General features: G+C 58.6%; 19 protein-coding genes. 11 read left to right on the forward strand and 8 right to left on the reverse strand.

Annotated elements, in window-relative coordinates; translation table 11 throughout:
* The first annotated feature begins 395 nt into the window (after nt 1-395).
* The gene (locus EDF81_RS12150) at nt 396-1,016 is read left to right on the forward strand and encodes a response regulator transcription factor (RefSeq protein WP_123348383.1); all 621 of its coding nucleotides are present in this window, start codon (nt 396-398) and stop codon (nt 1,014-1,016) included.
* Here the strand turns inward: EDF81_RS12150 and EDF81_RS12155 are convergent.
* The 5 genes from EDF81_RS12155 to EDF81_RS12175 are packed head-to-tail and all read right to left on the reverse strand — an operon-like array spanning nt 1,013 to nt 8,130.
* Nucleotides 1,013-6,559, reverse strand: a complete 5,547-nt coding sequence (locus EDF81_RS12155) for an ATP-binding protein (protein ID WP_123348384.1) — start codon at nt 6,557-6,559, stop codon at nt 1,013-1,015. The two genes, EDF81_RS12150 and EDF81_RS12155, sit on opposite strands and share 4 nt — an antisense overlap.
* 6 nt (nt 6,560-6,565) lie before the next feature.
* A complete protein-coding gene (locus tag EDF81_RS12160; RefSeq protein WP_123348385.1) occupies nt 6,566-6,931 on the reverse strand; it encodes a response regulator transcription factor in 366 nt (121 codons plus the stop codon).
* 20 nt (nt 6,932-6,951) lie between these two features.
* Nucleotides 6,952-7,215, reverse strand: a complete 264-nt coding sequence (locus EDF81_RS12165) for a XapX domain-containing protein (RefSeq protein ID WP_123348386.1) — start codon at nt 7,213-7,215, stop codon at nt 6,952-6,954.
* A gap of 13 nt (nt 7,216-7,228) precedes the next feature.
* A complete protein-coding gene (locus EDF81_RS12170) occupies nt 7,229-7,384 on the reverse strand; it encodes a DUF1427 family protein (RefSeq protein WP_123348387.1) in 156 nt (51 codons plus the stop codon).
* 59 nt (nt 7,385-7,443) lie between these two features.
* Nucleotides 7,444-8,130, reverse strand: a complete 687-nt coding sequence (locus tag EDF81_RS12175; protein WP_123348388.1) for a hydrolase — start codon at nt 8,128-8,130, stop codon at nt 7,444-7,446.
* Nucleotides 8,131-8,423: 293 nt separating this feature from the next.
* Here EDF81_RS12175 and EDF81_RS12180 point away from each other — a divergent pair, with 293 nt between their 5' ends.
* The 4 genes from EDF81_RS12180 to EDF81_RS12195 are packed head-to-tail and all read left to right on the forward strand — an operon-like array spanning nt 8,424 to nt 13,212.
* Entirely contained in the window at nt 8,424-10,301 is a 1,878-nt protein-coding gene (locus EDF81_RS12180) for an amidohydrolase (RefSeq protein ID WP_123348389.1), read from the forward strand.
* A 4-nt stretch (nt 10,302-10,305) separates the two neighbouring features.
* Entirely contained in the window at nt 10,306-10,725 is a 420-nt protein-coding gene (locus EDF81_RS12185) for a DoxX family protein (protein WP_123349048.1), read from the forward strand.
* Complete coding sequence (locus EDF81_RS12190; protein ID WP_123348390.1) at nt 10,712-12,355, forward strand: MFS transporter; 1,644 nt, start codon at nt 10,712-10,714, stop codon at nt 12,353-12,355. The genes EDF81_RS12185 and EDF81_RS12190 overlap by 14 nt, the downstream gene beginning before the upstream one ends.
* A 32-nt stretch (nt 12,356-12,387) precedes the next feature.
* Nucleotides 12,388-13,212 (forward strand): alpha/beta fold hydrolase, encoded by an 825-nt coding sequence (locus EDF81_RS12195; protein ID WP_123348391.1) that lies wholly within the window; start codon nt 12,388-12,390, stop codon nt 13,210-13,212.
* A 52-nt stretch (nt 13,213-13,264) separates the two neighbouring features.
* Here EDF81_RS12195 and EDF81_RS12200 read toward each other — a convergent pair whose 3' ends face one another.
* Nucleotides 13,265-14,122 carry a sugar phosphate isomerase/epimerase gene (locus EDF81_RS12200; protein WP_123348392.1) on the reverse strand — a complete coding sequence of 286 codons (858 nt, stop codon included), beginning with the start codon at nt 14,120-14,122 and terminating at the stop codon, nt 13,265-13,267.
* Nucleotides 14,123-14,317: 195 nt separating this feature from the next.
* Nucleotides 14,318-14,911 (reverse strand): NAD(P)H-dependent oxidoreductase, encoded by a 594-nt coding sequence (locus EDF81_RS12205; protein WP_123348393.1) that lies wholly within the window; start codon nt 14,909-14,911, stop codon nt 14,318-14,320.
* 115 nt (nt 14,912-15,026) lie between these two features.
* On the opposite strand from EDF81_RS12205, the gene EDF81_RS12210 reads away from it, so the two are divergent.
* Nucleotides 15,027-15,614, forward strand: coding sequence for a TetR/AcrR family transcriptional regulator (locus EDF81_RS12210; RefSeq protein ID WP_123348394.1), 588 nt, complete (start codon nt 15,027-15,029; stop codon nt 15,612-15,614).
* Between the two features lie 110 nt (nt 15,615-15,724).
* Here the strand turns inward: EDF81_RS12210 and EDF81_RS12215 are convergent, their stop codons facing one another.
* Nucleotides 15,725-16,774, reverse strand: a complete 1,050-nt coding sequence (locus EDF81_RS12215) for an alpha/beta hydrolase (RefSeq protein ID WP_184999509.1) — start codon at nt 16,772-16,774, stop codon at nt 15,725-15,727.
* A 208-nt stretch (nt 16,775-16,982) separates the two neighbouring features.
* Here EDF81_RS12215 and EDF81_RS12220 point away from each other — a divergent pair, with 208 nt between their 5' ends.
* The 5 genes from EDF81_RS12220 to EDF81_RS12240 all read left to right on the forward strand — a co-directional run bounded on the left by EDF81_RS12220 (nt 16,983) and on the right by EDF81_RS12240 (nt 21,587).
* Entirely contained in the window at nt 16,983-18,116 is a 1,134-nt protein-coding gene (locus EDF81_RS12220; RefSeq protein ID WP_123348395.1) for an aldo/keto reductase, read from the forward strand.
* A 16-nt stretch (nt 18,117-18,132) separates the two neighbouring features.
* Nucleotides 18,133-18,831 (forward strand): heavy metal response regulator transcription factor, encoded by a 699-nt coding sequence (locus tag EDF81_RS12225; protein WP_123348396.1) that lies wholly within the window; start codon nt 18,133-18,135, stop codon nt 18,829-18,831.
* Entirely contained in the window at nt 18,824-20,269 is a 1,446-nt protein-coding gene (locus EDF81_RS12230) for a heavy metal sensor histidine kinase (protein ID WP_184999508.1), read from the forward strand. The genes EDF81_RS12225 and EDF81_RS12230 overlap by 8 nt, the downstream gene beginning before the upstream one ends.
* A gap of 96 nt (nt 20,270-20,365) precedes the next feature.
* Nucleotides 20,366-20,845 carry a cupin domain-containing protein gene (locus tag EDF81_RS12235; RefSeq protein ID WP_123348397.1) on the forward strand — a complete coding sequence of 160 codons (480 nt, stop codon included), beginning with the start codon at nt 20,366-20,368 and terminating at the stop codon, nt 20,843-20,845.
* The gene (locus EDF81_RS12240; protein WP_123348398.1) at nt 20,823-21,587 is read left to right on the forward strand and encodes a carboxymuconolactone decarboxylase family protein; all 765 of its coding nucleotides are present in this window, start codon (nt 20,823-20,825) and stop codon (nt 21,585-21,587) included. The genes EDF81_RS12235 and EDF81_RS12240 overlap by 23 nt, the downstream gene beginning before the upstream one ends.

Raw genomic sequence — 21,587 nt, forward strand, 5'->3', positions numbered from 1 at the left:
ATTCAAATAGCAACGCACGTGCCAATTCTTAATTAAATGATTTAAAAGGAAATGTTAGTTTTACCGCTGAAGGGTATAGGCTTTACTGCACCGCCTGTGAACATTTGCGGACAATAATAGTGCAATAAATCATCAGTATTAATAATGACCTGCGCCGTTTTCCGGGCCGGGTAATAAGTAGACGGGATGACGCGCACAGCGAGGATGTTAAGGATTATCTGTTAGTGTGAAAAATTACTTGATAATGATAACTAATTTGTGATGTTTTTTGATATTATTCGGCACCTTCAGGAAACTTTTACTCCATAAAGGACTTACGCGGCAGCACCCGTTTCAGGATGAGAAGGCTGATAAAATCAATCAGTTAAGATAACGTGTTACCTGGAGATACTGGCATGAACAAGATTGTGTACGTGGTCGATGACGACGATTCGGTAAGAACCTCGCTGACGCGCCTGCTGCGCTCAGAAGATTATGAGGTCGCGGATTTTTCGTCGTCGGAGACCTTTCTCAATCACCCGATCTATCCCGCACCCTGCTGCCTGATCCTCGATATTAATATGCCCGGCGCCGACGGCTTTGACGTGACCGAAGCCCTGCACGCCAAAGGCTACAGCATTCCGACCATCTTTTTGACCGGTTTTGGCACCATTCCGGTGACGGTCAGGGCGATGAAAGCCGGGGCCTGGGAGTTTCTGACCAAGCCCGCCGAGCCGGAGCTGCTGCTGAAAAGCGTCAGTGATGCCCTGAAGATCTCCGAAGACAATATGGAGCAGGCCATCGAGCGCCTGAATCTGACCGTCTGCCACCACTCCCTTACTCCGCGTGAGTCCGAGGTGATGCTGCTGGCGATTGGCGGCCTGCTCAATAAGCAGATCGCCACCGAAATGGGCATCAGCGAAATTACCGCCAAGGTGCATAAGCGCCGGGTGATGGAGAAGATGCAGGCGCGCTCCCTCTCCGACCTGGTGCGCGCCGCCGAGCGGCTGAATATCGTGCAGACCCGCTCGCGCTAGTCTGTGGGGTTATCGACAGGCAGCGTAAACCAGAATCGGCTGCCGCCCTCTTCCCGCTGTTCAGCCTTTAACTCGCCCCGATGGCGGACAATGATGCCTTTGCTGATCGTCAGCCCCATCCCCATGCCCTCTGTTTTGGTGGTATAGAACGACTCAAAGATGCGTTTCAGCACCTCGGGAGCAATCCCCGGCCCGCTGTCCACGACCTCAAACAGCAGCGTCTCCGGCGACGGATTCGACGAGGTGAGCCTCAGGGTGCGCGGGCGATCCTCCACCAGCATCATGGCATCCACGGCGTTGACGATCAGGTTCAGCAGCACCTGCTGGATCTGCACGCTGTCGCAGAAGATATCGGCGCAGGTCGCCCGGTAGTCCAGCTCAAGGGCGATCCATTTCCGCTCCAGTTCCAGGCGAGTCAGGGAGAGAATATGGCGGGCAATGTCGTGCAGATTCTCGCGGGCAAAGACCGAGGCCTGATTGCGGGTCAGCGCCTGCAGACCACGAATAATATCCCCGGCGCGTTTCCCCTCGTCGATAATCTCCTCCAGGCTCAGGCAGGCATTCTCCAGATGGGGAACATCCCGTTTTAACCAGCGCAGGCTTGCCCCGGCGTTGGCCACGATGGACATCAAGGGCTGGTTAATTTCATGGGCAATAGACGCCGTCAACTGGCCGACGGTGGTGGCACGCGAGACGCGGGCCAGATCCGCCTGGGCGCTGCGCACCGCATCCTCAGTCTGTCGCTGGCCGGTAATGTCGGTAATCGTCCCGAAATACTCTTTCACCTCGGGCCAGCTATCAACCGGATCGCCAATCCCTTTAATATAGCGGCACTCCCCGTCCGGACGCAGAATGCGGAAATCGGCGCTCATACTCACCCCGCCGCGCACGCTTTCCGTCACCAGCCCGCTGATACGCAGGTGATCATCAGGATGCACGCGGGTCAGAAAGTCCGCCATCGAGATCGTTCTCTGCGATTCAGGAAGACCCAGAATGCGCGAGTACTCGTCGGAGACCATCATCATGTCGTGCTCCAGCGTCCAGCGCCAGGTGCCCGTATGGCTGATTTTTTCCCCCAGCATTAGCGAGGTCTGGCTGGCGCGCAGCGCTTTCTCCACCCGCCGCCGCTGCACGTTCTCCTCCAGCAATTCGGCGTAGAGACGGGCGCTCTCCAGCGAGACCGCGGCCTGGGCGCTGAGGATCCCGATAATGCGTGAATGTTCGGCGGTAAACACGTCCGGCATCAGCCGGTTCTCCAGATACAGCACGCCGACCATTTTGGCCTGGCGAAACATCGGAACGCACATCACCGCAGCGCCAGAGGCAACAAGATAGGGATCCTGGCTAAAGGGGCTAAAGACCTCCGGCTTGCCGGTGCGGATCTCCTGGCCGGTGCGGATCACGGCCGAGAGCACCGAGAGAGGTAGATCCGTATCGAGCGGTGCGGCGTTGACGATCTGGACGCCAATCCCTTCCGCCGTGCTCTCCGCCACGGCTTCGATCTCCGGCGCATTATCGTTAAGCAGGCGGATCAGCAGGCAGCGCTGGGCGCGGGCACGTTCAAGCAGCATACGCATCAGAATATTAATCAGCCGGTCAAGGTTGATCTCCTCCGTCAGTGCACGCACCGCCGTCACCACGTTCTCTAAATCATTCACCGCTTCGTCCGGGTTAAGCGCCGCCTCGCGACCGGACAGCGCACGGGCAAGATGCGGATGCTGCAGTTCGAGCTGGCGCACTTTTGCCGCCGCGCCAAAACGCTGCCAGGCCCCGAGAGCGCCGCGCAGATACGCATCGGCGGCGATGCCCAACCCACAGTCGGTAGCGCTGCGGGCGGCCAGTTCACAGGCCAAGCCTTTAATCTGCTCGAAGCCCCCTTTTCCCGCCAGATCGATAGCCTTCTCATAGGCGGCGGAAGCGCCGGTCTGGTTGCCATCCAGACGCAGCATTTCCGCCTCCAGCAGCGCCGCTTTATCGGCAAAAGTGCGGGCGTTTCCCGCCGCCCAGAGGGCAATCTTGTCAGCGTGACGCTGTACGATCTCGCGGGTATCCGGCAAACACTCCCCGGCGGCCAGCGGAATGGTCAGCGACAGGGCGCTGTAGAGATGAAAGTCGAGCATATGAATATGGCCGGGAATGGAGCCGGTCAGCGGCCCGGCCTGGACAAAATAGCGGCGCGCCTGCGCATACTCCCCGGCAAAGAAGTGCGCCATCCCTTTATAGAGCAGCGACCAGAACTGCATCAGAAATATCGGCTCGACGGCGCTGCCCGGTGCCAGCTTGAGCAGCTCCGGCTGGAAAAAATTATCCCCGGTAAAGGGGCCTTCAGGGAGATCGCGCAGGTGCAGCACATAGCTGCGCTGCATTTGCAGGATCAGCTCAACGTCCGGGTAGCGGGCTTTGCGGACATACGCCAGTCCGCGCTCGATGGTGGTTAACACGCCGTCGAGATGATCGCCCCGCGTCAGGTAATTCATAATCTGGTGGCGCAGCGCCAGGCAGGCGGAGGTCCGGTCGCCGTTGGCCACGGCGGCGGTAAAGGCATCCTTGGCGCAGGCAATCGCATAGCTAACCGGCATCATCCAGATGCTGACCTGATCCAGCGGCATCAGGGTGCGGGCCTTGAAACTGGTGAAGTCATGCTGCTCCACCAGCTCGCGCGCCAGCAGGGCGCTGGAAAACCCGCGACCGTATTCATCATAGTGATCGCCGCACAGCACGCCGTACCAGGAGAGCGCGAAGGTCGACGCCCCGGTCATCCCCTGCTCCATGGTCAGGTGCAGCATTTCACAGACGATCAGGAACTGCACCTTCGGCGCAACAAATGCGGCAAACATACTGGCGCTGGCCAGCAGATTCATCACCGCCTCCGTTTCGCGGTTGTTCATCAGCGGCAGCGGCCGGAAGGTGGTGTAGGGATTTTTGCCCACTCGCGCCTTAAGACGAACCCGGGCGGCATCGCATTCGGCCCTGTCGGGATAGCGATTCAGATGAATGCCAAACACCGCCAGCCAGGCAATCGCCGTTTCCAGCGCCAGGGCGCTATCCGACTGGCGCATATGGATTTCTGCCATCAGGCAGACCGCCACGACCTTATCGGTCAGCTTGCCCGGCGCGGCCAGCAGCCTCGCGCACAGCGCCTGCGCGGCGGGTAAATCACCCTGTAAAAAGGTGCACTCGGCCTCTTCAAGATGCAGGATAAACGCCTGTTCATCCCAGACATCAGGCGAAAGCAGACGTCGTGCGGTGCGCAAAAAGCGCAGTGCGGAACGGTAGTCCCCGGTATTTTTGGCGCGCTGAGCGGCGAGGATCGCAAGCTGGGTAAAGCGTGCCGCCTGGGGTAAAAGCCGCTGCGTATCCTGCACCCGCGCAATATGGTAAACCGTGCGGAACAGCAGCTCATTGCCCGCCGCCTGTAGCGCCAGCCCGGCCATATGCTCTGCGGCCAGCGCGTGCAGGCGATCCTGCTCTTCCGGCCCGCTCAGTCCCAGCGAGGCTTTATGCACGCTATCGTGCGTAAAAGCAAAGGCATCCCCCGTCAGCGAGAGCAGCTGGGCATCGATCGCCGGCGCCAGCAGCGCGTGGATCGTCTCCATGCTGTGCCCGGCAATGGCGCTAAACAGGGAGAGAGAGCCGGATGCCCCCATACAGGCCAGACTCCCCAGCAGCTTCCGGCCCGGCTGCGGCTGCGTTTTAAGCCGCTGCAGCACCAGGCTGGCGACGTTTTCCGTGTACTGGCAGGCCTGAAGCGCCGCGCTATCGAATGACCATCTGGCCGGGGGTTTGGCCAGGGTAATCAAACCATCCTCGACGGCCTGGCGGACAAATTCATGGGCAAACAGCGGGTTGCCCAGGGTTTTGTCATAAATTATCTGCGCCAGCGCCATCGTGGCCGACGCCCGCGTATGCAGTATCGTCGCCAGCCAGCGTGACACCGCCCTGACGGAAAGCGGCTCGGGCGTGATATCCACCACGCGAGCCGCGCTGGCACGCAGGCGAGAGAGGTGTTCGTCGACCCGCGAGTGGCTGTCATGGTGGCTGACCACCAGCAAAAGCGGGATATCTTCGCCGTGGCCAAAGACCTGTTCGAGCAGCTGCAGGCTGGCCCGATCCGCCGCGTGCACGTCATCAATCAGTATCACCAGCGGCGTGCCGGAGGTGGCAAACGCCTTCAGCAGGTTGCACGCCATACGGGTAAACTGATCTCTGGCGTCGAGAGAGTGAACATCCGTCGGCGGCAGGCCGCGCTGGTTAAGCAGCACGCCCAGCTCCGGGACCAGGTTCACCGCCAGCCCGGCGTAATCTCCGACCAGGCGTAAAATACGCCCTTTCCAGCGGGCCACCTCTTCCGCAGGCAGCCCCAGCAGATGTAACGTTAGCGCACGCAGGGCCGAGGTCAGCACCGCATAGGGCAGCATGGGCGAATGGTGATCGACTTTCCCGAGAGTAAGCAGCCGCGTGGACTGCTGTAGCGGCTTTAAGGCCGATGCAAGCAGGGCCGACTTCCCGCAGCCCGTTGGCCCGCTGACGACAGCCAGACAGTGTTTACCGCTGGCGGCAACCACCTCGCAGGCCGCCAGCAGTTCGCGAGCCTGCGGATGTTCACTAAACAGCGCGTCGCCCGCGTAACCCACAGGCTGACTATCCTGCTGTCCCGGCGAGAAGCTGGCGATAGTCCCCCGCTCGTTAAGCGTCGCCAGGCAGCGACGCAGGTCGGCCAGCAGCCCCTCAACCGTCTGGTAGCGTTTTTCCGGCGACTTCTCCAGCAGGCGGAGCAGAATCGTTGAGAGCACCGGCGGCACATCGGCCCGCAGCAGATTTAGCGGCCTCGGCGCAGAGGCAATATGGTGATGGACCCACTCGGACTGACTGCATCCCGCCGAACCGAAGGGCAATTTGCCGGTCAGCATCTGGTACAGCACCACGCCCAGGCTATAGAGATCGCTCAGGGCGGTAATCGGATGGGGCGTACGTCCCGTATGCTCCGGCGAAACCCACGCCAGAGAACCGCTGACGGCGGATAAATGCCGCTGCAGCGCAGGCCCGGCGGCGCTCAGACCAAATCCCGCCAGCCGGTATTCACCCTCGTCATTAATAAAGAAGCTGGCAGGCTTAATATCGCCATGCACCAGCCCCTGCTGATGCATCTGCCCGAGCGGCGTGCACAGACGAATCGCGTTATTAAGAAAGTCGGCGATATGGCGCGGCGGCAGACCGATAAGTCCCGCCAGGCAGCGGAAGGAAAACGGCGGGTACACCAGCGCATAGCGGCCGTGCCAGAGGGTTCTGGCACGGGCCGTAATCCCCCAGTCGCTGGCTATCTGCTCGCGCAGGGAAAAGGCATTTTTAAGCAGCGGAGTGACCTGAAACGTCGATTCATCGCTGGCGGCGGTCGCCAGGATGCAGGACGTATGCAGCGCCGGATCCTGGCACAAGAGCCAGACCAGCCCGCCATCCTGCGCCAGAGATGAAACGATCGTGCCTTCCGACAGGGAAAATCCGTCCCCGCTCATTTCGGGCGGAACGTCGGGAATTGTGGTCATAGGGTGTTATCCGGGACGGACCTCACGGCGGATATGTTCCAGCAACATATCAATGTCGATCGGTTTATGCAAAAAAGCGATGGCCCCCAGGCTGATAGCGTACCAGAGCATATTCTCATCGCCGTCGCCGGAGATAATAATCCCGACCGGTTTATCCAGCCGTCGGGTCAGGGCTTTAAAGAGTTCGAAACCGCTCATTCCCGGCTGTCGCACATCAATAATAAACGCTGCCGCCTGCGCCAGCGCGGCGCTGTCGACGAGGAGATCCTCGGCGCAGGCAAAAAGAGCGGTGGTATAGCCTTCCGACATCAGCAAATTGCTCAGCGCGCTGCGCACCGAGCGTTCATCATCGACGATCACAATCGTTTTCATGCGACAGCCCTCAGAGAGGCTTACGAGCCCTGGCGGGTGTTATCATCCGGCGGTGGCGGCGTGCCGCTGATTTTGGGCACGCATTCATGACGGAACCAGGCCATATTCACCGGCTCACGTTTAATCAGCCGTTTCGCCAGCGGGATCAGCTGTTCGCCAACCAGCATGCCGAAGAGCCCCAGCAGCGCGATAACCGGCGGCGCGGGCGAACGGACAGCGATCAGGGCGTAGATCGCCCCGGCCAGAATGCCCACCGCCAGAGAAAGTACGTAAGATTTAAACATCGTGACCTGCCCGTCAGAGAATCAGGTGGCGGGTGAGCTGCTCGCCGATCAGCATCCCCAGTAGCCCCACCAGCGCGATAGCTGGAGGTGCGGGCGAGCGGACGTTGAGCACGGCATAAACCAGCCCGATTAACACGCCCGCGCCGAGAGAAATTGCCCAAATACTCATGGTGAATCTCCTGTCAGAAGCGTGCAGACCGGCCACGAGAGCCGATCTGCGCGAAGCGCTTAGCGTGCCGGAACCGGTGCCAGCGTCTGGTGTTCGCTTTTCTGACGGGAAGGCGCTTTGTGCACCATGGTGTAGGCATAATCCACACCCATACCGTAGGCACCGGAGTGCTCTTTCACGATATCCATTACCGCGTTATAGGTCTCTTTACGCGCCCAGTCACGCTGCCACTCCAGCATCACCTGCTGCCAGGTCACCGGGATCACGCCGGCCTGGATCATGCGCTGCATCGCGTAGTCGTGCGCTTCTTTAGAGGTGCCGCCGGACGCATCTGCCACCATATAGATTTCGTAGTCGCCTTCCAGCATGGCGCAGAGCGCGAAGCTGTTGTTACAGACTTCGGTCCACAGACCGGAGACCACGATTTTCTTCTTGCCGTTAGCGGCCAGCGCATCACGCACTTTCTGGTCATCCCAGGAGTTCATAGAGGTGCGTTCCAGGATGTCCTGGCCCGGGAACACGTCCAGCAGTTCCGGGTAGGTGTTGCCGGAGAAGCTCTCGGTTTCAACGGTGGTGATAATGGTCGGAATGTTGAAGACTTTAGCCGCTTTTGCCAGCGCTACGGTGTTGTTTTTCAGAACCTGGCGGTCAATCGACTGGACGCCGAAGGCCATCTGCGGCTGCTGGTCGATAAAAATCATCTGGCAGTTATGCGGGGTCAGTACTTCAAGCTTAGATGTCGTCATGTGTTCACCCATTGAGCGTTAATAAAACTAATTTTCCGTGTCGTGATGAAACGGCATAAACCTGACAGTCACCCCGGCCTCTTGCAGATGTCCCGGTACGACCATCACTTTTCAGGGCGGAGTCTAGGGGGCTTTTTTGGCCGTCACCATTATCTCTGTGTATACCTATACGATCGGATAAGTATCCCTTCGTATAACTAGACGCTGTCAGATCGCACTGACCATAATCCGCCTGATTTAGCACCGCCGGGGGCACTTCTGCCCGCGGTGGAAAATTCAGTTGAGGAGGTTGTATGGTGTCGCCCGGTAAAGCAGATCTGATCCTAACGAACGGTAAATTTCATACCGTCGACCGTGAAAATCCCCTGGCTCAGGCCGTTGCCATCCGCGACGGTAAGATCCTCGAAGCGGGTTCGGTTGCCGAGGTAATGCAGTATCACGCCGAAGAGACAAAGGTCATTGACCTGCAGGGCCACACCGCGATCCCGGGTCTGAATGACTCCCACCTGCACCTGATCCGTGGCGGTCTGAACTACAACCTTGAGCTGCGCTGGGAAGGCGTGCCGTCACTGGCCGACGCGCTGCGCATGCTGAAAGAGCAGGCCCTGCGTACGCCCTCGCCGCAGTGGGTACGCGTGGTCGGCGGCTGGACCGAATTCCAGTTTGCCGAACGCCGGATGCCGACGCTGGATGAAATCAACGAAGCCGCGCCGGATACCCCGGTCTTTATTCTGCATCTCTACGATCGCGCCCTGCTTAACCGTGCGGCCCTGAAAGCCGTGGGCTATACCCGCGATACGCCTAACCCGCCGGGTGGCGAAATTCAGCGCGACAATAACGGCAACCCGACCGGGATGCTGATTGCACGCCCGAACGCGATGATCCTTTACTCGACGCTGGCAAAAGGGCCGACGCTGCCGCTGGAGCTGCAGGTCAACTCGACCCGCCAGTTTATGCGCGAGCTGAACCGCCTGGGCCTGACCAGCGCGATTGACGCGGGTGGCGGTTTCCAGAACTACCCGGAAGATTACCAGGTGATCGCCGAGTTGCACGAGAAGAAGCAGATGACCGTGCGCATCGCCTATAACCTGTTTACCCAACGTCCCGGCCACGAGCTGGAAGACTTCGAAAAGTGGACCGATATGCTGTCGCCGGGCCAGGGCAGCGACTACTTCCGCCATAACGGCGCGGGTGAAATGCTGGTCTTCTCCGCCGCCGACTTTGAGGATTTCCTCGAACCGCGTCCGGATCTTGCGCCGGGCATGGAGGATGAGCTGGAGCGCGTGGTGCGCCATCTGGTTGAGCACCGCTGGCCGTTCCGCCTGCACGCGACCTATGACGAATCCATCAGCCGGATGCTGGACGTGTTTGAAAAAGTTAACCGCGAGATCCCCTTTAACGGGCTGCACTGGTTCTTTGACCACGCCGAAACCGTGACCCAGAAGAATATCGACCGCATTAAAGAACTGGGCGGCGGCATTGCCGTGCAGCACCGTATGGCCTTCCAGGGCGAGTACTTTGCCGAGCGCTACGGGATCGAAGCGACCCGCCATACGCCGCCGGTCGCCCGGATGCTGGAAACTGGCGTGCCGGTAGGTCTGGGTACCGACGCCACCCGCGTGGCCAGCTATAATCCGTGGACCGCGCTTTACTGGCTGGTCTCCGGTCGCACGGTGGGCGGGATGCAGATGTATGACGTGAATGCCCGTCTGGATCGCGATACGGCGCTGATGCTCTGGACCCAGGGTAGCGCATGGTTCTCCAGCGAGCAGGGTAAAAAAGGGCAGATCAAAGCCGGTCAGTTGGCGGATCTCGTGGTGCTGTCAAAAGACTACTTCAGCGTGCCGGAAGAGGAGATCAAAGGGATCGAATCCGTCCTGACGGTGGTGGACGGCAATGTGGTTTACGCCGCCGGACGCTTTGGTTCAGAGGCTCCGCCGTCTATTCCGGTCCTGCCGGACTGGTCCCCGGTGGTCACGGTTCCGGGCCACTATCGCAGTGCTCCGCCGCAGGCCAACGCCCGCGTGGGCATGATGCCGCAGGTGCACCACTGTAGCGGACCGTGCGGCGTGCACAGCCACCAGCACGATATTGCCCGCCGCTCTGCGGTTCCCGTGTCCGACGATAACGCCTTCTGGGGCGCGCTCGGCTGTAGCTGCTTTGCGTTCTGATACCATGAAAAATTCATCATCACGCTCTCTGCTGCCCCAGGTTGACCTGGGGCTGTTTTTCCTGCGCCTGACCGGCAGCCTGCTGCTGCTCTGGGTTCACGGGCTGCCGAAAATTTTTCACTTCAGCGAAGAACTGACGCGTATCGAAGATCCCTTCGGTCTCGGCACGCACTTCAGCCTGATAATGGCAATCTTCGCCGAGGTGGTCTGCCCGATTCTGATTATTGCCGGGTTTGCCACGCGCCTTGCCTGCCTGCCGATTATCGGCGTGCTGCTGGTCGCGATGCTGTTTGTGCATCCTGGCTGGTCGATTGCCGAAGGTCAGTTTGGCTGGCTGCTGCTGATTATCTTTACCACCCTCGCCCTGACCGGCGCGGGACGCTGGCGGGTCGGCGGACGGGAGGCGCGCTATGGCGCAGGTTAACGACATTCATCACGCCGGGAGCGAAACCCCGGCGGCAACGCCTGCCACGAATGGTTCCTCCTGGCAGCCCTTGCGCCAGCCGGTCTTTAGGATGCTGTGGATCGCCACCGTGGTGTCGAATATCGGCTCATGGATGAACGACGTCGGCATTAACTGGGCGATGCTGAGCCTTAGCGCCGACCCGCTGTCGGTGGCGCTGGTGCAGGCCGCCAGCAGCCTGCCGATGTTTCTGTTTGCGCTGCCTTCCGGTGTGATGGCCGATATCGTCGACCGGCGTAAATTCCTGCTCTTTTCTCAGCTGTGGGTGTTTATCGCCGCGACGGGCCTGACGGTACTGGCGTTTATTGGCTATACCACGCCAATGGTGCTGCTGATTGCCGCCTTCCTGTTGAGTGCGGGCGCGGCGATGAGCTCTCCGCCCTTCCAGGCTATCGTGCCGGATCTGGTCGAGAAAAAAGAGCTGAGCGCCGCCATCGCCCTGAACTCGCTGGGGATCAATATCAGCCGCGCCATCGGCCCGGCGCTCGGCGGGCTGATCCTCTCCTTTGCCGGAACCTGGATGGTGTTTCTGCTGAACGCGATTTCGGTGCTGGGCGTGGCCTGGGTGCTGTGGCGCTGGAAAGCGGAGCCGAGCGTACAGCGGCTGCCGCCGGAGAACTTTTTCTCCGCCGTGCGCGCGGGCGTGCGCTATGTCCACGCCGCGCCGGTGCTGCGCAACGTACTGGTGCGTACCGTCGCGTTCTTTGTTTTTGGCAGCGCGGGCTGGGCGCTGCTGCCGCTGGTCGCCCGTCGTGAACTCGGTCTGGGTCCGGGCGGCTACGGCATTATGCTGGCGGCGATCGGCGTAGGCGCCATCGTCGGGGCCATTATGCTCCCGCGCCTGCGCGCGCGCTTTAACCCGGACCGGCTGATGGTGCTGGCCAGCGTGATGTTCGCCATCACGATGCTGGCGCTGGCCTGGGTCCGCGATTTCTGGCTGCTTAACGCCTTTGAGTTTTTCACCGGCTTCGCGTGGATTGCGGTGCTGTCGACGCTGAACCTTGGCGCACAGCGCAGCGCGGCAAAATGGGTTAAGGCCCGGGCGCTGGCGGTCTATCTGACGGTTTTCTTCGGCTCAATGACCGTCGGCAGCGCCATCTGGGGACAGCTGGCGTCCCGCTTCGGCATTCCTTTTTCACTGACCGTCGCAACCGTGGGAATGGTGCTGGCCTGCGCCACGGTCTGGCGCTGGCGGCTGGATAAAGATCCGGATCTGAACCTCGATATCAGCGCCGAAGAGAGCGCCGTTCCGGTGCCGGAAATCGCCCAGGATCGCGGCCCGGTGATGGTCAACTATCACTACTGGATCAACGTCGAAGAGGCGCACGCCTTTACCGTCTGCATGCAGGATATGCGCCGGGTACGACGTCGCGGCGGCGCCATGAACTGGGCGGTCTATGAAGATATTCTTCAGCCGGGTCTGTTTGTGGAAACGTTTGTTGTCGGTTCCTGGGTGGACTACCTCCGCCAGCAGGACCGCTACACTATTAATGACCGAAAAATACAACACCGGGTGTTTGCCTTCCATCAGGGCAGCACACCGCCAGAGGTCCGCTTCCTGGTCGCACCGGTAAGCACACAACATCGCTAAATACCGTTAAGCACAACTTAAGAGGGCAGAATATGAGCACAATCACCACGCAGGACGGCACGCAGATTTACTACAAAGACTGGGGCGAAGGGAAACCGGTTCTCTTCAGCCACGGCTGGCCGCTGGATGCGGATATGTGGGATAGCCAGATGAATTTTCTGGCCGAGAATGGCTACCGGGCAATCGCCTTTGACCGCCGCGGCTTTGGCCGTTCGGATCAGCCGTGGAACGGCTATGACTACGACACCTTCGCCTCGGATATTCACGACCTGATTACCCAGCTGGATCTGCAGGACGTGACGCTGGTCGGCTTCTCGATGGGTGGCGGCGACGTCGTACGCTATATCCGCCGTCACGGTAACCTGAACGTTGCGGGTCTGGTACTGCTTGGCGCGGTGACGCCGATTTTCGGCAAGACCGACGATAACCCGCAGGGCGTTGATATGTCCGTGTTTGCAGGGATCCGCGACGGGCTGCGTAAAGACCGCGCCCAGTTTATCAGCGATTTCTCAACGCCGTTCTACGGCCTGAACGCCGGGCAGACCGTCTCCGAAGGCGTTCTGACCCAGACGTTGAATATCGCGCTGCTGGCCTCGCTGAAGGGCACGCTCGACTGCGTTACCGCGTTCTCCGAAACGGATTTCCGTACCGATATGGCACGTATCGAGGTGCCGACGCTGGTGATCCACGGCAGCAATGACCAGGTCGTGCCGTTTGAAGTGACCGGGAAAGTCGCCGCAGAGATGATCCGCGACGCCGGCCTGAAGGTGTACGACAACGCCCCGCATGGCTTTGCTGTGACCCATCAGGACCAGCTTAACGAGGACCTGCTGGCGTTTGTGAAGACCTTAGGTTAAGGCGTATACCGGCCAGCTTGCTGGCCGGTTGTTTTTACGGTGCCGGAAGTGATTATTTTGTTGCCGCAGGCGCCAGCTCGGCTTTCAGGAAGCGATTAGATGTGGTGATAATGCTTTCGGCATCCTTCGGCTTGTCGTGTTCAACGATATACCACTGGGTACCGGCCGCTTTTGCCGCAGGCAGGATCTCATTCCAGGCCAGCAGTCCCTCGCCCGCCGGGGCGAAGTTCATTTCATCATCGCGCACGCCGATAGACGCATTATCCTTGGCGTGGATGGCAAAAATACGCCCTTTATATTTGCTGAGGATAACCGCAGGATCCTGGCCGCCACGGGAAGCCCAGGCCGCGTCCAGCTCCAGCTTGAGGTTCTCCGGCTGGGTGGATTCCATCAGGATATCCAGCGCGGTTTTGCCGTCGTACTTTTTCATCTCGAAATTATGGTTGTGGAAGGCCAGGGTCATCCCCTGTGCGTTCAGCTGTTTGCCGATCGCATCCAGTTTCTGCCCCAGCTGCTGCCACTCCGCCGCGCTGTCCGGGCGCACTTCCAGCTTCAGCCACGGCATCACCAGGGTTTTGTTCCCGATGGCCTTGTTAAAGGCAATAATGCTCGCCGGATCGTTTTGCAGATCCTCCAGCTGAACGTGATCGGCAATGGCCTTCAGGCGATATTTACCCAACAGACGCTTCATTTCCGTGGCGCTAACGCCCTGATCGCCCACCAACTCTACCGCATGGAAACCGGCCCGCTGGGCGATAGCAAACTGCTGCTCCAGGGTACCGCTGTCACGCAGGGTATACATTTGCAGGGCAATAGGTGCCTGATTGTCCGCTTTGTTTGCAGCATTGCTACAGCCGCTGACCAGCAGTGAAAGCGATAAGACCACGGCACCGAATACGTTGTGAGTCATGCAACATCTCCATCCTGTTATTTGATTGTAATCGATTACTTTGTTGTGGTTTTTAAAAAGTAATCGATTACAAATCTGACAGGCGCGCATTCTGCGCTCAAGGCTTATATTCTTAAAGCGCTTGATATTGGAAGGATTTGTGGAGCAGATCACGATCTATGGAGAACCCGCCTGGCGGCGGGCTTCGGTAATGGCTTATGCCTGTGCAGCAATCCGCTGCCCAATCTCCCGCGCCGCCTGAAGACAGGCTTCGGGGGTGCCGAGATCCGGCAGCATCAGGGTAGCGTTGGTCATCACCGGCGCGCCGCAGTAGTCAAAGATCCCTTTGGCGATCTGGGTGTTGTAAGCATCGAAAAAGCCGTGCTTCTGATACGTTTTCTGCGTCGCCGCGCCGAGTCCGACTAAATGCACCGGCAGATGGCCGAGCTTTTTAATCACCCTGCCCTCGGCGCTCTCTTCATAGGCCCAGCCGTTGGAGAAGACCCGGTCAATCCAGCCTTTCAGCAGGCCCGGCATGGTCCACCAGTAAATCGGGAATACCAGCACCAGCGCATCGGCTCCGTCGAGTCGGGCCTGCTCTGCCGCCACGTCGTCAGGTACCGGCGCAGTGAGCTGAAACGCGGCCATATCCGCCGCATTAAAGATCGGGTTAAATCCTTCCCGGGTAAGATCGGCGATCTCCAGCGTATTCTGCGGGCCTGCACCAGCGATCCCTTCCGCGATTGCGTTCGCCACACTGTGGGTTAACGAGTTCTCTAACGGATGTGAAACGACGATTAGGGTATGCATTCTGAACCTCCTCAGTTGCCATCCGACGTTAACGGACGTAACATTATGTACCAAAGGTAACCTACCACTAGTAACTTACCTTTAGTATATAAGCCTGTCAATGGGGAAAATAGCCATGTCCGAAACGCGCGTGCGCCAGCGGCTTAGCCGGGAAGATCGCTATACACAGTTGATTGAGGTCGCCAGAAAGATTATTCACGACGAAGGCACCGAAGCGCTGACGCTGGGCCATCTGGCAGAGTGCGCTGGCGTCACAAAACCGGTGGTTTATGACCATTTTATCAGCCGTTCTGGGCTGTTAGCGGCACTTTATCGTGAATACGATCTGCGCCAGACGCGCCTGATGGACGAGATGCTCGATAAGACGGAAGCGGTGCTGGAGAAGCGAGCTGCGGTGATTGCCGGAGCTTATATCGACTGCGTCCAGCAGCAGGGCCGCGAAATGCCGAACGTCATGGCGGCGCTGACCGGCACGCCCGAGCTGGAAAAACTCCGCCACGACTACGCCGTGGAATTTACGCAAAAATGCCGGATGCTGTTTGCTCCCTTTCGCGATGGCCAGGACCTGAGCGACGCCGCACTCTGGGCGATGCTCGGTGCCGCCGAAGGGCTCTCCTGGGCGGTGGTGAAAAACACCGTCGGTGAACAGCAGGCAAAGCAGGAGCTGCAGCGGGTGATTATCACCATGGTGCAGGCGGCCTGAAGACAGACAGCCCTGCACCGCAGGGCCCCTTTTCTTTTATCTCCCCCCTGACTTATGAGTACCGCTCATAGGCTCTATCACCCGGCAACCCATTATCGCGGGTGACAACATCAGATATTTTTATCAAAGAAGGTTTCAAGTTTATTGATGGCCTGGTCGACATAGCGAGGCACCCAGTAGGTTTCGATATGCGTCGCACCATCGATCAGGAACAGCTCTTTATTCTTTGTACCTGTCGCTTTTTTAAACGCGCTTTCGGTCATGTAAAGAGAATCCGCCTTCGAGCCCGCCATCATCAGCAGCGGCTGATTGATCAGGTCCATATTGCTTTGCGCGTCAAAGCGCATCAAATCAAGCAGGCTGCTCGTGGTATAGCGGAACGTTGAGTTCGGATGGGCATGAGTTTTCCAGTAGTACTCAAATCCCTGCCGATACAGGTCGAACGGCAGTTTGGCGATTTGTTCATCCGTCAGTCTGGCATCACCGGAATAGCTCACTTCTCCCGTGGTGGCTTCTTTTATACGGGCATCGGTTGCCTGCTTCAGGCGCTCCTGAATCGTGGGCAGCTGGGAGTCCTGATAGCCATTACGACGCACCAGGCCGGAGTCAAACAGACTTAATGTCGCCAGGGCGTGGAAACGCTTGTCCGTCTGAGCCGCTTTTAGCGAATAGCCTCCGCCGCCGCAAAGGCCTAACAGCCCCATGCGTCCGGCATCCACGCCGGGATACTGGCTGAGGTAGTCGGCCATGCCGTGAATATCCTCAATGCGGTTCGCCGGTTTATCGACGCTGCGCGGCATACCGCCGCTGGCTCCCTGGAAGGCCGCATCGGCAGCAATGGTGATATACCCGTGCTCTGCCAGGCGCTGGGCATAGAGCCCGGCAACCTGCTCTTTTACGCCGCCGTTAGGATGGGCCACCACCACAGCAGGGTATTTTTTTGCCGGATCGTATCCGGCTGGCGTGTAGACGTTCGCGGCAATCTGGATGCCATGAAGGTTGTATTTCACCGGGTGGATGTTGACCCTGCCGCTGACGTTTTCGGTGATAGCACCGTCATAGACCAGGGTAAAGGGATTCTGTCGATAATCAGCGGCGCAGGCAGAAGCGGATCCCACGATAGCCGTGAGCAATATTGTATTTAAAAGCGTGAATTTCATGATCTCTCCCGAGTATGTGACAGCAAGTATTCAGCCGTCAGGGTAGGGAGAATCGACTGTCAGCACCCTGACCGGTGAATAACATTTTTGTCAGTTAGCGCCAGCAAAATGCCTTTCTGACAAGGCTGTCAGGTTCCGGTCAGCGTGATGTCGGCAAGCAAGGACCAGGATGGGCTCGGTGCACAATTAACGTAGAAAGGAGTCATTGATGAGACATAACACAGAAAGACGCAGGCTGCTTATTGCGGGTGCCAGCGTCGCGGCGGCATCGCTTATCGCCCCGGTATCAATATCTGCTGCCGAGAAGCCTGCCCGGACAAAGCCCGCCGCGGTCAGCACGCGAAAGCTGGGCAAGCTTGAAGTGTCGGCCATGGGGCTGGGCGTCCAGAATATGAGCCGTAAATACGACACCAGCACCCCCTGGCGTCCAGAGATGGTGAACGTGATTCGCCGTGCTTTCGACCACGGCGTAACCCTGTTTGACGCGGCGGAGGCCTATGGCCCGCATGAAGTCGAAAGGATCCTCGGCGAAGGCGTGGCACCTTTTCGCGACAAGGTCGTGATCGCCACCAAATTCGGCTGGAACATCGATCAGCAGACGGGCAAACGCCTGCCGGGACTGAACAGCCGTCCTGAGCATATCAAACGGGTTGTCGAAGGGATGCTGAGCCGACTGCGTACTGACCGCATCGATTTGCTCTATCAGCATCGGGTCGATCCTGAGGTACCGATTGAAGACGTTGCCGGTGCGATCAAAGACCTGATGGATCAGGGCAAAGTCCTGCACTGGGGACTGTCTGAAATGGGCACCAGTACCTTAAGACGCGCTCACGCCGCCCTCCCGGTCAGTGCCGTACAAAGTGAGTATTCAATGCTCTGGCGGGGACCAGAGAAAAGCGTTCTGCCGATCTGTGAAGAGCTGGGGATCGGTTTTGTCCCCTGGAGCCCGCTGGGCGTACAGTTTCTGACCGGCTGGATCGATGGTAATACCCGCTTCGCGCCCGGCGATTTTCGCGCCACCGAGTCCCGCTTCGCCCCTGAAAATCTGGCGCACAATCTTGCCCTGGTCGAGTTACTGAAGACCTGGGCGACGCGAAAAAAAGCGGCTCCGGGTCAGATTGCCCTGGCCTGGCTACTGGCGCGGAAACCCTGGATTGTCCCGATCCCGGGCACGACAAACGGAGATCATATGCTGCAGAACACGTCCGCTGCAGCGATTCAGTTCAGCGCATCCGAGATGACGGAACTGACCCGCTCGCTGGATGCCATCGTGATTAAGGGCCAAAGGTTACCCGACGCGGTACAGGTCTATTCCGATGTGGAAGCGCCCCTGAAACGTTAATAAGGAAACAGAGGTTATGCGTCTGCTGCTCGTTGAAGATGAAGAGAAAACATCCGCCTGGCTTAGCCGTGCGCTGACAGAAACCGGATTTACCGTTGATGTCTCCGCTGACGGAGCAGAAGGTCTGCACTATGCGCAGGAATTCGACTACGACGCGATCGTTCTTGACGTCATGCTTCCCACAATGGATGGCTATCGGGTGCTGGAAGGGATTCGCGCCAGTAAACAAACTCCGGTGCTGATGCTCTCAGCCCGGGGTTCCGTAGATGAACGCGTCAAGGGTCTTCGTCTTGGGGCCGATGATTATCTGCCCAAACCCTTTTCCCTGATTGAGCTGGTCGCCCGCATTCAGGCCTTAGTGCGTCGACGCTCAAACGAGGGGGTCGATATCACGCAGATCCAGATTCATAACCTGCATCTGGATCTGCTGGCCAGGCGCGTGTTTCGGGACGGAACGCGGCTGGAACTCACCGCCAAAGAGTTTGCCCTGCTCAGCCTGCTGGCCCGCCACCAGGGCGAAATCCTGCCGAAAATGATGATTGCCGAGCAAATCTGGGATATGAATTTCGACAGCGATGCCAACGTCGTGGAGGTCGCGGTAAAACGGCTGCGTGCGAAAATTGATATGCCCTTCGATATTAAATTAATCCATACGGTACGCGGTATGGGCTATGTCCTTGAAGCCAGAGCTGAAGACGGGGTGAGGCATGTTTAAGCGCTCCATTTCCGGCCATCTGGCATGGATGTTTGCCCTTAGCGCCGTGCTCATCGTCTCGGCCCTGGGGATTCTGCTCAGAAGTTCGCTGCATGACTCGCTGCAAAAACAGATGCACAACGAACTGCTTTTTCGTGAGTCATTGATGGGCCCGTGGATCACCGCACGCACCTCGAGTGAAGGCTGGGATGTTCTGGCGAATAAGTTTAGCGTTCTCGCCAGCTCCGAAGGGGAAAGGGTACGCTACTGGATCGTCAGCACCGACCCTCGCTTTAATGTAGGAGGCACACCGCCTATCGGCGTTAGCTGGTCTTCCCTGAGTGAGGGCTTTAATAAAGTGCCCGGCGCATCGGAAGGTGCCTGCTCCCTGTTCCTGCTGGTTAAAACCCTCCCAGCCAACGGTGAGCGACCTGCGCTGCGCTATGTCGTCGCTATCGACTCGACGCCCTATATGGGTACGCTGGAAGCCTTCACCCGCACGCTACTGATGATTACCGCGTTTGGCGTGATGATTGTCGCTCTGCTGGGTTATATCGTTTCCAGAATAGGTTTACGCCCGGTGAGCACGCTGAGCCAGCAGGCTCATCAGCTGGCACCCGGCGATCACGGTCAGCGCCTGGATATCACCCCGCTACCTGACGAGCTACAGCAACTGGCGTCCTCATTTAATGGCGTACTGGAACGTCAGGAAATTGCCTGGCGACAGCTGGATAGCTTTAACGCCGATGTGGCCCATGAATTGCGTACTCCGTTGACGAATCTGATGGGTCAAACGCAGCTGGGGTTATCCCACCGGCATTCACAGGAAGAGCTTGAGGAGTTACTCGGTTCAAATCTGGAAGAGCTGGAGCGCATGACTTCTATCGTGAACGATATGCTGTTTCTGGCACATGCCCATGCCGGTGAACACGCTTCCCAGCTCACCGAAGTTTCCCTGCGCGAAGAAACGCTTAAAACGGCGGAGTATGTTGAACCATCCTGTGCTGAAAAGCAGCTTTCCCTGCAGATCGAAGGGGACGCGATTGCCTGTATCGACCGACGGCTGTTCCACCGCTCGCTGGCAAACCTTCTGGAAAACAGCGCGCGGCATTCCCGGCAGAACAGCACCATCACGGTCAACTTATACCAGAAAGAAAACCAGGCCTGTGTTGCCGTATCCAACCCCGGCGATCCCATCGATCCTGCACATCTGCATCGTCTGTTTGAGCGTTTTTATCGAATAGACGCCTCGCGAGCTAAAAGCGATACCCACCACGGACTGGGACTCTCCATCGTTCGGGCGGTCGCCATTATGCATCGGGGAGAGGTTTTTGCACGCAGCGAGAACGGCATTAATACCTTTGGTCTGACGTTTGCGCTCCCGTCAGATAGCCAGCAGGAGGAGAAAAAGACGCCCCCGCGTTCGGGATGGAAAAACGTATTTTCAGGCGCTTCCTGACACGATTGTCAGGGAGGCGTCAGCCTGAGGACATTCGGCGCTGGTTAAACTCACCGCAAACAACGTTTCCACTTTCTCACCACAGGACCTGTTCTTATGATCGGAAAAACTGGATTTGTCGGGTTGCTCCTCTCTCTTTCCTCATTATCAACTTTCGCCCAGCAGCAGAGCACATCAGTCCATATCGCTCCTGCCGGAAGCCAGAACCCGGTTTCCGGTTCGGTAGACTATTTTACCGGCAGCGTCCGCGTTGATCCGCTCTTTGCTGCGGATAGCGATATTGCGGTATCCGGCGCGTACGTCACCTTCGAGCCGGGCGCGCGTTCTGCCTGGCACACCCATCCGGCAGGCCAGCGGCTCATTGTCACTGCCGGGATCGGTCTGACCCAGCAGGAAGGTCAGCCGGTGCAAATCATCCGCCCTGGTGACGTCGTGTCGTGCCCACCGGGAGTGAAGCACTGGCATGGCGCCACCCCTGATAGCGCTATGACGCATCTGGCGGTGACCGGCGTTGCTGAGGGGAAAAGTGTTCAATGGATGGAGAAAGTCACTGATGAACAATACCACGCGCATTAAAACACTCACTGCAGCGACGTTACTGCTTGCTGGCACAACGTTTACGTCAAATGCCGCCCCCGTGGCGCAAGGAGCCTCAGAAATGACACAGCAACAACCCGTTTCCGACACGCTTTCTGCACGCCAGAAAGCCATTCCGGTCATCGCATCACTGATGGCAAGTAGCCAGATGGAAAAGCTCAACGTCGCGCTAAATCAGGGGCTGAATGACGGGCTGACGGTGAACGAGACGAAAGAAATCCTGGTTCAGCTGTATGCCTACACCGGCTTTCCTCGCAGTCTTAACGCCTTAAATGAACTGATGAAGGTCGTCGAGACACGCAGGCTGCAGGGCATCACCGATATTGAAGGTAAAGAACCCGTTAGCCCCGTTCCCGTCGGGGATGAACTCCGCCGTACAGGGACCGCGAACCAGACTAAAATATCGGGTGGACCGGTACAGGGCCCGCTCTTCGACTTTGCCCCGGTCATTAATCAGTTCCTGCAGACCCATCTGTTTGGCGATATTTTTGCCCGTGACAATCTTGACTGGCAAAGCCGCGAGCTGGCCACGGTCGGCGCGTTAGCCGCCACGCCAGGCGTGGAATCTCAGCTTTTGTCGCACACGCGTGCCAGCCTGCGCGTCGGTCTGACGGCAGGACAGCTGCGCCAGCTTGCACAGGTTCTGCGTGAACACGACGAGCAGGATGCCGCCACGCGGGCCGAAAATGCGCTCCGCCAGGCTCTGGCTGACGCGAGATAA

Origin of the sequence: Enterobacter sp. BIGb0383 (assembly GCF_003751845.1) — a bacterium.
Classification (GTDB): Bacteria; Pseudomonadota; Gammaproteobacteria; order Enterobacterales; family Enterobacteriaceae; genus BIGb0383.

Excerpts from the sequence above, each read along its gene's own strand:
- EDF81_RS12150 (WP_123348383.1), top strand. The coding sequence starts at position 396 with ATGAACAAGATTGTGTACGTGGTCGATGACGACGATTCGGTAAGAACC.
- EDF81_RS12155 (WP_123348384.1), bottom strand. The coding sequence starts at position 6,559 with ATGACCACAATTCCCGACGTTCCGCCCGAAATGAGCGGGGACGGATTT.
- EDF81_RS12160 (WP_123348385.1), bottom strand. The coding sequence starts at position 6,931 with ATGAAAACGATTGTGATCGTCGATGATGAACGCTCGGTGCGCAGCGCG.
- EDF81_RS12165 (WP_123348386.1), bottom strand. The coding sequence starts at position 7,215 with ATGTTTAAATCTTACGTACTTTCTCTGGCGGTGGGCATTCTGGCCGGG.
- EDF81_RS12170 (WP_123348387.1), bottom strand. The coding sequence starts at position 7,384 with ATGAGTATTTGGGCAATTTCTCTCGGCGCGGGCGTGTTAATCGGGCTG.
- EDF81_RS12175 (WP_123348388.1), bottom strand. The coding sequence starts at position 8,130 with ATGACGACATCTAAGCTTGAAGTACTGACCCCGCATAACTGCCAGATG.
- EDF81_RS12180 (WP_123348389.1), top strand. The coding sequence starts at position 8,424 with ATGGTGTCGCCCGGTAAAGCAGATCTGATCCTAACGAACGGTAAATTT.
- EDF81_RS12185 (WP_123349048.1), top strand. The coding sequence starts at position 10,306 with ATGAAAAATTCATCATCACGCTCTCTGCTGCCCCAGGTTGACCTGGGG.
- EDF81_RS12190 (WP_123348390.1), top strand. The coding sequence starts at position 10,712 with ATGGCGCAGGTTAACGACATTCATCACGCCGGGAGCGAAACCCCGGCG.
- EDF81_RS12195 (WP_123348391.1), top strand. The coding sequence starts at position 12,388 with ATGAGCACAATCACCACGCAGGACGGCACGCAGATTTACTACAAAGAC.
- EDF81_RS12200 (WP_123348392.1), bottom strand. The coding sequence starts at position 14,122 with ATGACTCACAACGTATTCGGTGCCGTGGTCTTATCGCTTTCACTGCTG.
- EDF81_RS12205 (WP_123348393.1), bottom strand. The coding sequence starts at position 14,911 with ATGCATACCCTAATCGTCGTTTCACATCCGTTAGAGAACTCGTTAACC.
- EDF81_RS12210 (WP_123348394.1), top strand. The coding sequence starts at position 15,027 with ATGTCCGAAACGCGCGTGCGCCAGCGGCTTAGCCGGGAAGATCGCTAT.
- EDF81_RS12215 (WP_184999509.1), bottom strand. The coding sequence starts at position 16,774 with ATGAAATTCACGCTTTTAAATACAATATTGCTCACGGCTATCGTGGGA.
- EDF81_RS12220 (WP_123348395.1), top strand. The coding sequence starts at position 16,983 with ATGAGACATAACACAGAAAGACGCAGGCTGCTTATTGCGGGTGCCAGC.
- EDF81_RS12225 (WP_123348396.1), top strand. The coding sequence starts at position 18,133 with ATGCGTCTGCTGCTCGTTGAAGATGAAGAGAAAACATCCGCCTGGCTT.
- EDF81_RS12230 (WP_184999508.1), top strand. The coding sequence starts at position 18,824 with ATGTTTAAGCGCTCCATTTCCGGCCATCTGGCATGGATGTTTGCCCTT.
- EDF81_RS12235 (WP_123348397.1), top strand. The coding sequence starts at position 20,366 with ATGATCGGAAAAACTGGATTTGTCGGGTTGCTCCTCTCTCTTTCCTCA.
- EDF81_RS12240 (WP_123348398.1), top strand. The coding sequence starts at position 20,823 with ATGAACAATACCACGCGCATTAAAACACTCACTGCAGCGACGTTACTG.